Source organism: Trichococcus pasteurii (assembly GCF_900112935.1).
GTDB classification, from domain to species: domain Bacteria; phylum Bacillota; class Bacilli; order Lactobacillales; family Aerococcaceae; genus Trichococcus; species Trichococcus pasteurii.
Window position 1 is genome coordinate 1 of the sequence record NZ_FONM01000013.1, and the last position, 15095, is coordinate 15095.

General features: G+C 46.7%; 15 protein-coding genes. All 15 read right to left on the reverse strand.

What is annotated here, in order from left to right:
* Nucleotides 1-1785, reverse strand: a 1785-nt coding sequence (gene tkt / locus BM184_RS10670; protein ID WP_093365096.1) for a transketolase, incomplete at its 3' end; no start/stop codon positions are given.
* A 64-nt stretch (nucleotides 1786-1849) separates the two neighbouring features.
* Nucleotides 1850-2692, reverse strand: coding sequence for an L-ribulose-5-phosphate 3-epimerase (locus BM184_RS10675; protein WP_086941996.1), 843 nt, complete (start codon nucleotides 2690-2692; stop codon nucleotides 1850-1852).
* Nucleotides 2667-3395 (reverse strand): L-ribulose-5-phosphate 4-epimerase, encoded by a 729-nt coding sequence (locus BM184_RS10680; protein ID WP_086941995.1) that lies wholly within the window; start codon nucleotides 3393-3395, stop codon nucleotides 2667-2669. The genes BM184_RS10675 and BM184_RS10680 overlap by 26 nt, the downstream gene beginning before the upstream one ends.
* 11 nt (nucleotides 3396-3406) lie before the next feature.
* Nucleotides 3407-3694 (reverse strand): PTS sugar transporter subunit IIB, encoded by a 288-nt coding sequence (locus tag BM184_RS10685; RefSeq protein ID WP_205076491.1) that lies wholly within the window; start codon nucleotides 3692-3694, stop codon nucleotides 3407-3409.
* Between the two features lie 36 nt (nucleotides 3695-3730).
* Complete coding sequence (locus BM184_RS10690) at nucleotides 3731-5218, reverse strand: PTS ascorbate transporter subunit IIC (RefSeq protein ID WP_218151030.1); 1488 nt, start codon at nucleotides 5216-5218, stop codon at nucleotides 3731-3733.
* Complete coding sequence (locus BM184_RS10695; protein WP_086628865.1) at nucleotides 5199-5666, reverse strand: PTS sugar transporter subunit IIA; 468 nt, start codon at nucleotides 5664-5666, stop codon at nucleotides 5199-5201. Before BM184_RS10695 ends, BM184_RS10690 begins: the two co-directional genes overlap by 20 nt.
* A 27-nt stretch (nucleotides 5667-5693) precedes the next feature.
* Entirely contained in the window at nucleotides 5694-6758 is a 1065-nt protein-coding gene (ulaG, locus tag BM184_RS10700) for an L-ascorbate 6-phosphate lactonase (protein ID WP_086941994.1), read from the reverse strand.
* A gap of 318 nt (nucleotides 6759-7076) precedes the next feature.
* Nucleotides 7077-7895, reverse strand: coding sequence for a DeoR/GlpR family DNA-binding transcription regulator (locus tag BM184_RS10705; RefSeq protein ID WP_086941993.1), 819 nt, complete (start codon nucleotides 7893-7895; stop codon nucleotides 7077-7079).
* Between the two features lie 376 nt (nucleotides 7896-8271).
* Nucleotides 8272-8481 carry a transposase gene (locus BM184_RS15560; RefSeq protein WP_256213129.1) on the reverse strand — a complete coding sequence of 70 codons (210 nt, stop codon included), beginning with the start codon at nucleotides 8479-8481 and terminating at the stop codon, nucleotides 8272-8274.
* Entirely contained in the window at nucleotides 8418-8684 is a 267-nt protein-coding gene (locus tag BM184_RS15565; RefSeq protein ID WP_256213125.1) for an IS200/IS605 family accessory protein TnpB-related protein, read from the reverse strand. Before BM184_RS15565 ends, BM184_RS15560 begins: the two co-directional genes overlap by 64 nt.
* Before the next feature lie 12 nt (nucleotides 8685-8696).
* The gene (locus BM184_RS15570) at nucleotides 8697-9290 is read right to left on the reverse strand and encodes a hypothetical protein (protein ID WP_245830569.1); all 594 of its coding nucleotides are present in this window, start codon (nucleotides 9288-9290) and stop codon (nucleotides 8697-8699) included.
* Nucleotides 9291-9427: 137 nt separating this feature from the next.
* Entirely contained in the window at nucleotides 9428-9817 is a 390-nt protein-coding gene (locus BM184_RS10715) for a hypothetical protein (protein WP_086941992.1), read from the reverse strand.
* Between the two features lie 97 nt (nucleotides 9818-9914).
* Complete coding sequence (locus BM184_RS10720; protein ID WP_086941991.1) at nucleotides 9915-10919, reverse strand: 2-hydroxyacid dehydrogenase; 1005 nt, start codon at nucleotides 10917-10919, stop codon at nucleotides 9915-9917.
* A gap of 281 nt (nucleotides 10920-11200) precedes the next feature.
* Nucleotides 11201-12598: an MFS transporter gene (locus BM184_RS10725; protein WP_086941990.1), complete on the reverse strand. Its 1398-nt coding sequence runs from the start codon at nucleotides 12596-12598 to the stop codon at nucleotides 11201-11203.
* 29 nt (nucleotides 12599-12627) lie between these two features.
* The gene (locus tag BM184_RS10730; RefSeq protein ID WP_086941989.1) at nucleotides 12628-15087 is read right to left on the reverse strand and encodes a glycoside hydrolase family 2 TIM barrel-domain containing protein; all 2460 of its coding nucleotides are present in this window, start codon (nucleotides 15085-15087) and stop codon (nucleotides 12628-12630) included.
* Nucleotides 15088-15095 lie beyond the last annotated feature (8 nt).

The following is a 15095-nucleotide window of genomic DNA, read 5'->3' on the forward strand; positions in this document are numbered from 1 at the left end:
TTCGAACAGATCGAAACTCGGCATGGAGACAACAGAAACGTCCACTCCGGCTTCACGCAATTGTTGCTGCGCTTCAACAGCCAAGTTCACTTCCGAACCGGTTGCGATCAGGATGCCGGCAGGCGTTTCGCCTTGTTGCGGAGAAAGCACGTAAGCACCCTTCTTCACGCCTTCGCGGGCCATTTCTTTTGTGCCTTCCAAAACAGGCAAGTTTTGGCGCGTCAGCACCAACATCGTTGGTTTGTCCGCTGAAGACACTGCGATTTCCCATGCAGCACTGACTTCGTTACCGTCGGCAGGACGCAGAACTGTCAAGTTCGGCATGCCGCGGTAGCTGGATAAGTGTTCCACTGGCTCATGCGTCGGGCCGTCTTCGCCGACCGCGATTGAGTCATGCGTCATCACGTAAGTGCCAGGCAAGTGCGAGATGGCAGCCAAACGCATTGCTGGGCGCAAGTAGTCAGTGAAGACGAAGAATGTTCCTACATACGTTCTGGTTCCGCCATGCAGAACGATGCCGTTCATGATAGCGGCCATCGCGAATTCGCGCACACCGTACCAGATATTGCGGCCGGCATAGTTGCCCGGCTCAAAATCGCTTGCCGATTTGATCATTGTGTTGTTTGAAGAAGATAAGTCCGCAGAACCGCCCCAGAAATAAGGTACAGCTTCACCCAATGCTTGGATGGATTCAGCACTGGTCACACGGCTTGCTTTTGCTGCGCTGCCCACTTCATAAGTCGGCAGTTTGTTTTGCCAGCCTTCAGGTAATTTACCGTCGATGGCAGCTTCGAATTGTTGCGCCAATTCCGGATAAGCTGCTTTGTAGTCGTTGAACATCGTTGTCCATGCCGCTTCCGCTTTTTGGCCTTCTGCAACCATTGTTTCGTCGAAACGGGTTGTCACTTCAGCCGGTACGCAGAAAGCTTCGTCCGCACAGCCGTAAGCCGCTTTAGCGAAGGAAACGCCTTCCGCTCCAAGGGGAGCGCCATGCACTTTATGCGTTCCAGCGTCAGGAGCACCAAAGCCGATGATGGTTTTGATTTCGATCAAAGTTGGTTTTTCGGTTTCAGCTTTCGCTTCTTCGATGGCTTTGGAGATGGCTTCCAGATCATTGCCGTCCTTAACCAAGATATGTTGCCAGCCGTAAGCTTCAAAACGAGCAGCAACGTCTTCCGTAAAGGATTTCGATGTAGGGCCGTCAAGGGAAATGTCGTTGGAGTCATACAAACCAATCAATTTGCCCAATTTCAAGTGGCCAGCCAAGCTAGCCGCTTCATGGGAGATACCTTCCATCAAATCGCCGTCGCCGTTCAGGAAGTAGGTGTAGTGATCAACAACCGGGAAGTTTTCTTTATTGTAAGTAGCCGCCAAGTGCGCTTCCGCCATCGCGAAACCGACCGCATTAGCGATCCCTTGGCCTAAAGGACCAGTCGTCGCTTCCACGCCATCCGTGTCATGCACTTCCGGGTGTCCAGGTGTTTTGCTGCCGAATTGACGGAAGTTTTTCACGTCATCCATGCTTACAGCGAAGCCGGATAAATGCAATAAGCTGTATAACAAGGAGGATCCGTGTCCAGCCGATAATACGAAACGATCACGGTCTACCCATTTGCTGTTTTTTGGGTTGACTTTCAAATGCTTTGTCCATAAAGCATAGGCCATTGGCGCTGCGCCCATCGGTAATCCGGGGTGCCCTGAATTTGCTTTCTGTACTGCCTCAATGCTAAGTGTCCGTACGGTATTTACTGCTAACTCGTCGATTTGATCAAATGTATTTTGCATATTTCCATATATCCTCTCTTCCTAAAAAATGGTTGAAGGTCTTTTGACCTTCAACCAAACTCAATTAATGGCCAACTTGTTGAAATTTTCCTCTTAAGTAAGTGTGGGCGAACTGGATGTCTTCCAGCCAATTTTCTTGACCGGTATACCAGAATTCGGCAACGAAGCGGCGGACGCCTTCTTTCCACATCGTTTTGATCGTTTCCTCAAAAGAAACATGTCCCGTACCGAAGGGGATTTCACGGAAATGACCCGGGATTGTTTCCTTCAGATGCGCTGCAACCATATGTCCCCTGCCCGTTTGGATATCTTCATAGACGGAGTTCATGCAGGACAAGGAAGCATTCTTCAAGTTCCCTGTGTCCGGATAGACTTGCAGGTACGGCGATTGGATGATGTCCACATATTCCATCGCCTTCTCCACGGTGTTCATGAACGGCGTTTCCATCGTCTCGAACCCCAACAGTATCCCTTTTTTACTTGCCATATCGACGGCTTTCTGCAGATTTTCGATGAAGTATTCCTTGGTCTGCTGATCACCGTCTTCATAATAGACATCGTAGCCTGCCAATTGGATGATGCGGATTCCCAAATCATCCGCCAGATCGATGGCTTTCTCCATGATCTCCAAGCTTTTTTCCCGGATGAGCGGATCATGCGAACCTAGCGGATATTTTCGATGGCCGCTAAGGCACATGGAGCGGATCGGCAGTCCGACTTCGTACATGGCATCCAGAAGCTCTTTCCGCTCTTGCTTGCTCCATTCGATCCGTGCCAGTTTCTCGTCTGTTTCATCGACACTCATTTCCAAGAAATCATAGCCGGCATTTTTCGCAACCGACAGCTTTTCCTTCCAGCTCAGATTGCCCGGCATCGATTTTTCATAGATTCCTAACGTGTAAGTCATGTTGCTCCTCCTTGACCTGTCCGTAGTAGGCTCCCGGACCGTGTTTTCGAAGAAAATGTTTGTCCAACAGTTCCTGTTGCATACTTTCGATCCCCGGATTCATGACGCGGTTGCGCCAGGACATCATGGCAACTTCTTCCATGACGACCATATTGTGGACCGCCTCAAAAGCGTCCTTCCCCCAAGCGAAGGGCCCATGACTGTGTACCAGCACGCCCGGAACCTGATTCTCATCGATGGTTGCAAACGTTTCGACGATCACTTTGCCGGTTTCCAATTCATAGGATCCCGCGATTTCTTCACTCGTCATCCGGCGGGTGCAAGGGATTGTTCCGTAGAAGTAATCCCCTTGCGTCGTCCCGTAGGCCGGAATCTCTGCCCCTCCTTGCGCCAAAGTGGTTGCCCATGGTGAATGCGTATGGACCACTCCGCCGATATCCTTGAAGTTTCTGTAGAGTTCAAGATGCGTATCCAAATCCGAAGATGGTTTCAGGCTGCCTTCCACTACATTTCCGTCCATATCGACGATAACGATGTCTTCAACAGTCATATCTGCATATTCGACCCCGGATGGCTTGATTGCGATGATTTGTTTTTCACGATCTATTTCGGAAACATTGCCCCAGGTGAATTTCACCAGCCCATATTCCGGCAGCGACAGGTTAGCTTCCAACACTCTTTTTTTCAATTCAGTGTATGTCATGGGAGCACCGCCTATTCGCCCAAGACGATTTCGCGGACTTTTTCTTCGATCTCTTTTTCGGACAAGAGATTTTTCAACCCAATGATTTTTGTTTTGCTTTGGTCCACATTTTTGAATACATCCAAAAGAGAGTTCGAACAAACAACCACATCGTAGCTCGGTGCCAAAGTTTTTGCTTCAGAAACCGCACAATGGTGGATTTCCAAAGGAATATTTAATTTTTTGAAGACATTCGTAATTTTCATTTTGATGATTTGGCTTGAACCCATTCCGCTTCCGCATGCTGCTAGTACTTTCATAATCAATTCCTCCTATTATATATCCTGCTTTTTCGGTTAGGCTGCTTCAACGCTAAATTCAGCTTTGTTTTCAGCTTCGATTTCTTCTTTGTATTGCTCATAATCTTCCGCGATCATGAAGTAGTGTTTTTTGTTTTTGCGGTATTGCAGTTGTGGTATCAACAGCATCCCGATGACAAGTGCAGCGACACCGGCATATCCGCCGTATTTCATGATGACTCCGTAACCCAACCATAAAGTATCCCAGTCGAAGTTACCGTGCCAGCCGCCGAATTGGGAAAGCTGGAAGAGGTAGGCAGCCAAGCCGCCACCGATTACTTGAATGACACCCGAAATGAATGGGATGATCATTGCGGCTTTCATACCGCCTTTGTGGTTCGCATATACAGCAAACGTTGCATTATCAAAGAATACTGGAACGAATCCGGTGATGACCAGAACCGGGCTCTTGAATACTACCAAGCCGATGATCGCCAAGAATTGTCCCAAAGCTCCGAACAGGAAGCCGAATGTGACGGCATTTCCTGGGCCGAATCCATAAGTTGCCGCACAGTCAATCGCCGGCATGGAACCAGGCAACAGTTTGTTGGAGATCCCTTGGAAGGATTCCGTCAATTCAGATACGAACATGCGGACACCAAGTTGCAGAATTTGCAGATAAACTGCGAAGTACAACGATTTTTCCAGGATATAGAACACGTAGTTGCGCTCGCCGGTATAAGTAGCATCGATGGTCATCATCAAATCTTTTCCGAGGATACTCATGATGATACCGAAGAACAGGAACATTAGGATACTTGTTGAAACGACGCTTTCCTTGAAGATGGAAAGGAAGCCAGGAAGCGTAACATCTTCCAATTTTTTGCTGTTTTTGCTGAATTTCCCTGCAAATTTATCGGTCAACCAGACACCGAACATTTGCTGATGCCCGATTGCAAATCCGCCGCCTTCAGTCAAATCTTGGGTTGCTTCGACTGTCAGATTAGAGAATACTGACCAATACGTTCCCAACAAAAGGCCCAGCATGACGATGACGCCTGCATCCTGCAGTTCAGGAAAAGCGAACAAGACAAGCCATAAAGCAGTGGAAGACTGTTGCACCATGATGTGGCCGGTGATGAACACGGTCCGGACTTTAGTATATTTACGGAAAATGACTAAAACAATATTCACCATGAAAGCGATAAGTAAAACGATAACCATCAGGCTGAAGGAACGTCCGGCTCCTTCGATCGCTTGTTGCGCAGCGGTTTGTCCAAAATAAGGATCGATTACGACTGCCGATAAGTTGAAGCGTTCTTTCAATCCTGCCAGGATCGGACGGAAATTCCCGACCAAACCGCCAGCCGCTACATTTAAGACTAAATATCCGACAGTTGCTTTGATGAAACCGGCAAGAGCGTCATATACGGGTCTGCCCAACAACAAGTAGCCGACGAATACGATAATACCAAGGAAAAAAGCAGGTTGCGTCAAGATGTTGACTTGAAAGAATGTCCATACACTAATTAGTAGTTCCAAGATATTCACCCTCGATTTCCATAATTTTTTCTAAATCAGCGACTGAGTTGGCTTGAATAAAGGCATCCACGACACTTTCGTCGGACAGCAGCGTCACCAGTGAGGACAGGTTCGCCAAGTGTTTCTCATTGTCCGTCGATGCAAGGACGAAGAAGATGCGCGCTTCGTACTCGGCTGCCGGACCGAAGTTCACCGGTACTTTCGTACGCATGAAGCAGATAGCGGTTTCATTTACACCCTTGCCTTCTTGCGCATGCGGGATGCAGATATCCGGCGCGATGACGATGTAAGGTCCGAATTCGTTGACGTTTTCGATAATGTACTCGGGATAAGCGCTCTCGATGGCGCCTTCTTCGATAAGTGGCTGACAAGCAGCACGGATGCTGTCTTGCCAACTATCGAATCCCTCGTGGAAAGAATACCTTTGATTTTTGATGACTTCATCTAACATATGATCTCTCCTCTTAGGTGCTTGTTCTTATAGGAATGAAGTGAAAGGCAAATCATTTTCGACGCTGAACACATCGTCAAATCCGCGGTAGAAATTGAACTCCATTTTGTCTTTGTCATTCGGATAGACGAATTTGCCGCCGACTTGCCAGATGTATGGCTTGAATCCGTATTGCAGACGGTCTTTTTTGAATTTCCAAAGTTCGACCAATTCTTTCGGGTCCGCCTGGAAGTTCGACCAGATGTCATAGTGGACCGGGATGACCACTTTCGCGTTCAACGATTCTGCCATTCTGAGCATGTCCACTGAAGTGACTTTGTCTGTGATCCCGCGCGGGTTTTCGCCGAATGCTCCTAAGCAGACATCCACTTGGTGATCGTTTCCGTGTTTTGCGAAATAGTTGCAGTAGTGGGAATCGCCTGCGTGATACAAGTTCCCGCCTGAAGTTTTGAACAGGTAGTTCACTGCGATCAAATCCATGTCCTGCGGCATTTTTCCTCTTAGAACTTCTCCATCTGAAGCCGTAACCAAGGCAGTGCGATCGAATGCTTCCAAAGCAACGATTTCGATGTCCTTGATTTTGACGCTGTCACCCGGTTTCACAACGACACATTTCTCTTCAGGGATGCCCCAGCCGATCCAAGTGTCAACGACCGCTTGCGGGCCGACGAATTTCACTGCGTCGCTCGAATTTTTCAGAACAGCCGCTGCCGTATTGATGTCCAGGTGATCGGAGTGGATATGCGTTACGACCAATGCGTCCACGTTTTTGACTGCGAATGGATCGATGACGAAAGGCTGGGTTCTCAAGTTCGGCTGCATGTTTTGAACACCGCTCATGCGTTGCATCTGGTGGCCGGTCTTCATTTTTCCGCTGCCGTGCGATTGTTTGCCTGTGCCGCACCACAAATCACAAAGGATGTTTGTCGACTCATGTGATTTCAACCAGATTCCTGTACAGCCCAGCCACCACATTGCGAATGTATTTTCAGCAACCACTGTGTCCTCGATTTCTTCGTTCAACCAAGTGCCCCATTCAGGAAATGTGCTCAATACCCATGATTCTTTTGTAATATCATTAACATTAGCCATTCGTCATTCTCCTTCTGCGTAATCGTTATGATCACTTTTTCTTATTATTTGTACACCGATCTTAAAACGTTCATGAAACGAACATTTCTTTCGATGAGGTAATCATACAATAAAACGTTTTCAGCCGCAATAGGTCCTAAACAAACAATCTTTAGCTTATTTTTATGATCGTTTCATTGGTTATGAACGATTCGAACGCCAATATTTCATTTTTATGATTGCTTAACTGGAGGCCTGTAGCTTGTTTCCAACAAAAAAAGCGGCAATCACAACCGGAGAGTTCCCGTTGCGTTTTGCCGCTTTGATCTGTATGCTTATTCAGTTTTCCGTTCGGTTCTCATTGGTAACGCCGGTAATGTCGGCAACGTCGGTAACATAAAGTACCTTGACGCCCTTGGCTTCGATTTTCTTTATTTCTTCTTTATCCGCAGAGCGGTCAGTGACCAGATGCGTGATGAGGCTGATACTGGCGGTGGAAAAATTTTGTTCCCGTCCCACTTTGCTGCCTTCCGCCACTACGATGCGCGGTCCGTTTGTCCGCTCCAGAATCAGCCTGTTGACAGCTGTTTCCGGCAAGGCATAGGTCGTGATCCCTTTATCATTGATGCCGCCCACACCCAGAAAACAAATATTGGCAGTCACTTTTGAGAAGGTGTACAAGGCGAAATCCCCAACCAGCGATTTTTTCTTTTCGTATATTTCCCCGCCGGACAGTACGATTTCCGCCTTCGAGGACGGATTCCGAAAGATTGCCCGGCCGTTGTTGGTTATGATGGTGACATTCCGGTCCGACAAATAGTTGAGCAAGAGGAATGCGGTAGATCCCGAATTTATGAAAATCATGTCATGATCATTGACCAAAGTAGCAGCTAATTTCGCGATTTCCTGTTTTTTCGATCGATGCGGTCTGACTGCCGGATACTCTTCTTTTTGAAAAGATCCTTCCAATAGACGGGCTCCTCCATAAAAACGCTCGATCAGATGCTGGTCATCGAAACTCTGCAGATCCCGTCTGACGGTGATTTCCGATACATCCAGTTCCTTCGCCAAATCTTCCACCAACACAACTTTCTTTTCTTGAAGGGCCTTTAAGATGTGCTGCCTTCTCTTGTATACGATTCCTTGACTTGATTTCATGCATTCACCCCGATCCTTTTCCTATATTTTACTCAAAACAATCGAAAAATCAAAATAAAAATCATCAAACGGACACAAAACATTCATTTCTTGTCTTGCAACTGCATCATACGGTATTCATGATTGATGCTGAAGTTATTGATCATCATATTTACCGTGAACATCCCCATGATAACCTGATCGACGATTACGGGAATATCCTTCAGATGGAGCTGTGTGTTTTGACACTCCCACCACTAAAGCAGTTGGATTCTAGAGTACCTTACCGAACGCAGGCCATTTCTGTTTTGTTCAGGTCTCAAGTTTAGGGTGTGCCATCACCCCTCCCGTGGCAGGTCATATAGACCCACGGGCACCGATGCTATGACCACATCGGTTAGATTGTTTTGGCGATGTTCAGGGCGCCTACCCTGTCGCGGTGGGCATGATACCCGCAGCCGCATTGATAATTGCGGTCCTTCACCTTGTTTCGCTCCCCACATGACGGGCAAGACTGGGAGGTATATTCGGGTTTGATGTAGATTACTTTGATCCCAAGTTCTCGCGCTTTGTATTCGATGAAACTTGCCAGTTCAAAAAGGTCCAGTTGTGCAGGCTCGCTTTGTTTTTTCCTCTTAACCTTGAGGTCCGACGGATGCCGGAAAGGTTTTCCAGATGGATGGTGCCGCAATTGTTTTCCGCTGCGAACGTGACTATCTGTCTGGAAAGCTTGTGGTTGATGTCCCGCATGATTCTGGATTCTTTGTTGTTGATGGCTCGGATGGCATTGACTTTTTTCTGCTTACCCAATTGACGGCGGAGTTATTTGTACTTCCTGCGGAGATGCTTGTTTTGCCGGCCGTTGCCGAAGAACTGGGTCTTACCATCGGCAGCGACTACACCTACAGCTGGACAAAGGATACCCAGATCCACGCCGAGAATCCCGTCGCCGACAAATTCTTTATCTTCGGCGGGAACACAGATTTGCGCCATCCAATGGAAGCCTTTCTTCGTGATCCGTAAAGTTCCCAATTTGGATTCGGACAGCAACGCAAATATTTCTTCCGGAATGACGGCTTTGATGGCCGTTTTCTTCGCCTTTCCGTCTGCCATAATCGGAAAACGAATGGCGGTTGCGTCCACCGAAAAATTCTGGTTGTTATACGAGAGCATCGGTTTCTTGAAAATGCACTTTCCGAACTGCTTGTGCTTGCTTTTGGCATACCGGATCAATTCATTTTTCAGGACCGAAGGAATATCCGATTCAATGTGCTTTGATGAGACACGCGGGAATTTTTCTTCACTGATTGCCTGTTTGACCAATGCGTTTGCCTGCCGAATGTATTCTAACGAGAGCCTTTTCAGTTCCATATCCTGTGTCTTGGTCGGCTTCAGTTTGATTTGGACCGTCTTCATCTGCGACACTTCTTTCCATTGCTTGAGATACCTCTATTATACGAACGAACGTTCTAAAAAGCAAAGAAAAGCGCTTATCATCCTACACCTAAAAGGGAGGTGTTGACACAACGTGGTGGGCTTTCTCAGCACCAAGATCAGTAAAGGACAACGAGCAGCAGAATGAACAGGAACGTAGCGGTTATGATCATGATGAAGTAACGTTCGAACAGGGCATCCAGTTTTCTCCTGAAAAGTTTGCTTAGGATAAACGACAGTACCTCTGTAACGGCTACCGCAAGATACAGATTTCGGGTCAAAGCGGACAAGATAGCTTCATCAGTATATTGAGCCGGGATCGTTCTGATCACAAACATCGTTGCGATAAGGGCAGATCCGTAATAGATCGTTTTCCCCAAGCTGATGACTTCGGAAGCATCCCTTTTTTCATCTCCCAGAAGCAAGAAAATACCGCTGAACACAAACCCGGCAAGTATCCCGGCAAAATTCGCATAGTTGCTGCTCATAGCGGCCCAATCAACTAGCATATCCTTATCCCCCATCCTTTAAGAACAAGCATTCCGACGCTTCAGCAAAAAAACCGAGCTTTTGCGCTCGGCCTTCATTCGGTATTCATCATTGGAATTAGCTGATCACACTCGTCGGTTGATCCTGAAGGTAATTGACCAGATTATCCAAGGCGATTTCGATGGCCCGCAAGTTTGTTTCCTGCGAACCCCATGCGATATGCTGCGTGATTCTGGCACTATCCAACTGAAACAGTTCGATATTTTTTGTGGGCGGTTCTTCCGAAAGGACATCCAAGCCTGCCGCATAGATTTTGCCTGATTTTAACGCTTCAGTCAACGCCAGTTCGTCGATGATCTCTCCGCGGGCCGTGTTCAAAAGGATCACCCCATGCTTCATCTGGTCGATAGCCGCACGATTGATCAGATGATAGGTTTCGCTCGTCAAAGGCGTGTTGATCGAAATGATATCCGACTCCTCCAGCAACTGCTCCAGAGAGACTTGATCAATGAACTGATAAGCCAGACCTTCCTTATAGGTGCGGCTGTAGCCAAGAACATGCATCCCCAAAGCATCGGACTTGCGGGCCAACTGGAAACCTATATTCCCCAAGCCGATGATGCCGATCGTTTTGCCGCTGATTTCCAATTGCCTCGTTGCGGGAATGAACCAAGTGCCGGGCTGCGGGTCCGTCCAATCTGTACTTTTAACGATGTCGCTGTTCGTTTGAACATTCTTACAGATATCAAACAAAAGTCCTAGCGTGAATTCGGCGATCGCTTCCGCACCATAGATGGTATTCGTCACGGTCACACCATATTTTTGCGTCAAAGCTTTATCCATCTCGGCATAACCATGCGATAAGGTAGCCAAGTAGCGAATATTGGGATGTCTGATAAACAATTCTTCATTGAAATTCTCTTCGGTGATGAAAAAGCCGATAACGATTTCGGCATCGCCGATGGCCTGGTCATAGGACTCGAAGGAAGAATCATGGACGATTTCGACCCGATAACCGGTTATTTCGGGTATGTCGGATATCCCTTCCCACGCATTCAAAAGATTTTGGAAATTATAGTTCGATGAATCCGGACGCCAGTTTTGTAGTATGACTGCCTTCATATATTTTCCTCCTTATTGAAAAAGTTCCACACTGGAATAACTTTTTGTGAAAACTTCTAACATGAAATTTGTTATAAATGAATATTAGAGCAGTTTTTTCAGAAAATCAAACTTCTTCTGTCCTTTTTGAGTGAGAAAACCTCACACACAACAATTGCTTTTGTCCTCATTTGGATGTTTATGTTATATTTTCCGCTATCTATTCATTTGATAAAAAACAGTAATCGCAAAAACATCCACACCGAGCAAATACAACCTGCTTGGCGTGGATGTGGAATTGTCTAGTCTTCTTGCGCTTTGGATTTCATCAGATTTTTCATTTCTTCGATATCTCCATAGTGCTTCGCAACCGGGTTGAACCGTAATGCTACCAAAAGAATAACCGCAGTTATTGTTGGAGCACCAAACCTCAGGAAGTTGATTGCTGTCATCGTGCTCTCCGGTTGATTGCCAATGGCCCCTGCAACATAACCTGAAACAGCCAATAGAGCTAAAATACCCGAATTTGTGATTGTATTCCCAGTTTTCTGAGCGAATCCTTTGATTGACGCAATCAATCCGTTTGCGGAAATACCTTCCTTAAACTGAATGTAATCAATCGCATCATTCACGAGGACATTCACTAATGCGTTCTGCATGGAGGCGATGCTTGAAGCCAGGAAAGTCACCACATACAGGAACGTCAAATTGCTCTTTCCAAAGAAAAACAATAACGTATAGCAGATGATCGCCCCAACTTGAGTGAACACAAGCGCACGCTGGCCGGTTTTAAAAATTTTAAGCACAATCGGCATCAGCACCATCATAGATACCAGCGCACCGATCGATACGATTCCCATGTATAAAGGAATCAGGTCCGGTCTCCCAAGATAGTACATCACATAGTATACGGACGAACTGAACATCAAGCCATAGCCCACCGAAGCCATCAACCAGACAATCAAAAATGGCGTCAGTTCTTTGTGTTTCAATACTCGCTTCAAATCTTGTTTGATGGAAGTGTTCTCGATTTTGGTCAGATAGCGTTCTTTGGAAGTCTTGAATAATGTCCAGAAAGAGAAGAATGAAAGAATGCCACAGAAGAGCATCAGCGGGATGAATCCGTTGCTGAACCCCATATTTTCAAAGAAGCCCGTGATAGTAGTCGTGAAGGTTGATCCCACAGTGAACATCAAAGCCATCATACCAGCGCTCAGCGCAATAATTTTGTTTCTTTGTTCATTATCTTTTACAACCGCAGGCAACAGCGCCATATGGGGCATCGTATACATCGTGCCTGACATCCCGTATCCAATGTAGATGATCAAGATATAGATGAACTTACCCGTAGCACTGAAGTCGGGATTCACCCATAACAGCGTTGCAAAGAACGTGAACAAAATCGGTGCAGGCACAAAATACGGTCTGTATCTTCCCCATTTGGTATTTGTTCGGTCCGCAATCACACCCATTATCGGGTCATTGATCGCATCCCACAGCGTGGAAATGAACATAATCAGCGAGGCTGCTGCAGCCGGCAACAGCATTGTATCCGTCATGAATACTGCGAAATAGGTACTGATGACAGCGCCCGCCAGCATGGGTCCCCCATTCAATGCAGACGCATAAGACCAACTGAATAGTTTGCTTACCTTCTCTTGAGGTTGTGCTATGGTTGTTTGTAATAATTTCTCTTCCATCGTAAATTATCTCCCCTATCTATTGAATTTTATGGATTACCTTTCGAATCACTTACTGCGCTCAGCTGCCCTTCTTTTCCGCACCCCTCAGCAACAGCAACCTTTATTTTGGGAACTGCCGCAGCTTCTTTTTTGACAATGAGCAAAGCCTTCCCTGAGAACAAGTGCAGCGCGTTCTCCTTATCCTCTTCTGCATATGCCGGATTTCCGTTCCCCGTACCCAGAAGCGAACCATTTTTTATCGCTATGTCCAGAGCATTATTGGCCATAGGTACAACATTGCCCGCTCCATCTATCGCTTCCACCTTGATCAACTGCGTTGTTTCGCCGTCATATATGACCTCAGTCAGAAAATCCACCGCTTCTTTCGCTGTCACTCTTGCATCCGAAACCACTGCTTCTCCTTTGCTGTATGCAATAACCTTCAATTCACCCGGTATAAAATCAACAACCCAACTATTGTGATGTTCACCGACTGATTGTTTCCCTTGACTGTCATCGTTCACGAACAGTTCCACTTCATCGCAATTGCTGAATACCCTGACTTCTACTTTGCCGTCCTCATTAAAGGTCAGACCTTCCTTATTCCAATGGGGCATGACATGAACCATCGGCGTTTCTGTCCATTTTGATTGATAGTAGTAGAAGTAATCTTTTTCGAAGCCGCAAGTATCCAACACACCAAATTGAGAGCCGATCCCTGGCCAGCCGAATGGCGCTGGTTCGCCTGCGTAATCAAAAGCTGTCCAAATGAAGGAACCGCCCATATAGGGATTTTGTTCAATGAAATCAAGGACTTCTTCCGGTCGTGCCGTCCCGCCAACACCAGGATCGCCTAGCTTGCGCTTTCCAGGCAACACCATTGAATACAAGGAACCAAAGTTGTTCGTTTGACATTTTTCTGCATTATCTTTATAGATGCCACGAGTAGAAAAGTAAGAAGCGTTCTCTGTACTCATAAGCGGTTGCTCAGGGTAATTTGCCTTTATTTTTTTCAGACCTTCTCCCATGACACCGGCCTCCGGGTAATTGACGCCAACCACATCAAAATTTGACATGTATTCTTGATCCACAATACCTTCCGGATTAAGCAATTCAGCCGAAACCAACAGATGCTCATAATCTAGCGATTGCATCAAAGCAGTCACTCTTTTGGCCATCCTGTGACCCAATTTAGTATTCCCGATCACTTCTTCGTTGGCTATGGACCAAAAGCAGAGGGAGGCATGATTGCGCGTTCGCTTCACCATTTTTTCCAAATCGCGCAGCCTCCAAGGACTGGTTTCGAGAATTCGATTTTCATTCATCACAATAATCCCCAGCCTGTCGCAACAGTCCAACAGGTCTTTACTGGCAAAGTGATGCGCGCTTCTGTAGGCATTCACCCCCATCTCTTTTAATTTCAGCAGTTTAAACTCCACGATATCTTTATTCAATGCAACACCTACGCCCGCAAAATCTTGATGCTCGCACACGCCTTTTAATAGGTAGTTGCTGCCATTCAGGAAAAACCCGTTCTTGTCGTAGGAAATTTTCCGGATTCCGAATGTAGTGCTGAATTCATCAATATTTTGCTGTTCCCCGTATATCCGGATGGTCGCTTCATATAAGTGGGGCGTTTCCGGCGTCCAAAGTCTAGGCTGGTAAATCAAAAAATCCTTATTGATGCTGACCGAATGCAACGGTTCAATTGTGATTCCATCAAATGCCACTTGTTGATCGCCAACATGCAACGTGGGTCTGACGGTCTGTGGTTTGTCTGTGCAGTTGACAAAGGTTGCTTCACAGCCAAGTACGGCATTTTCACCAATTTCCTTTGTATAGATATAGAAAGAATCATCATCCACGTATACTTTCGGAAGGAATTGTAAACGGACTTCTTTGTAGATCCCGGCTCCCTCATACCACCATCCTTCAGCCCCTGTCGTTGTATCCGCCCGGACCAGCAGCACATTCACCCCTTCATCGCCGAATTTGGCTATTTCGGTGATATCGAATTCGAAAGGAGTGTAACCGCTTATATTATCACCCAAATAAATGCCGTTGAGCCAAACGGATGCCATCCTCATCACACCATCAAACTTTAACACTATCTGATTTGCTTCCAGTGTGGCATCCAAGGAAAATGTTTTTCGGTAGTACCCGATATTTTCCGGCTTGGAACCACTCATCAATAATTCCGGCGCATCCACATAGGGAACAGCCACTGACCAATCGTGAGGAATAGCAATCCTGTCCCATTCTTCCGTCAGCTCTGAATCCATATCGGTTCCCGCCAGCATCCTCAAACCTCTCTTTAAATCGCCTTGAGAGATGAGATTCAGAAAATGCTTCCCGCCTTGCCCGATCGTGATCTGTTCCCCATCTTCGCCTTTGAGCGGAGCGGTCAGGCCACCGATTGCCCCAGCTTTTTTAACTGTTTTCACGGGAGAGCCGATTTCCCCCAGGTGAAACCGCCAATCATCATTCAACTTCATTTCGTTTCGCATACACAACC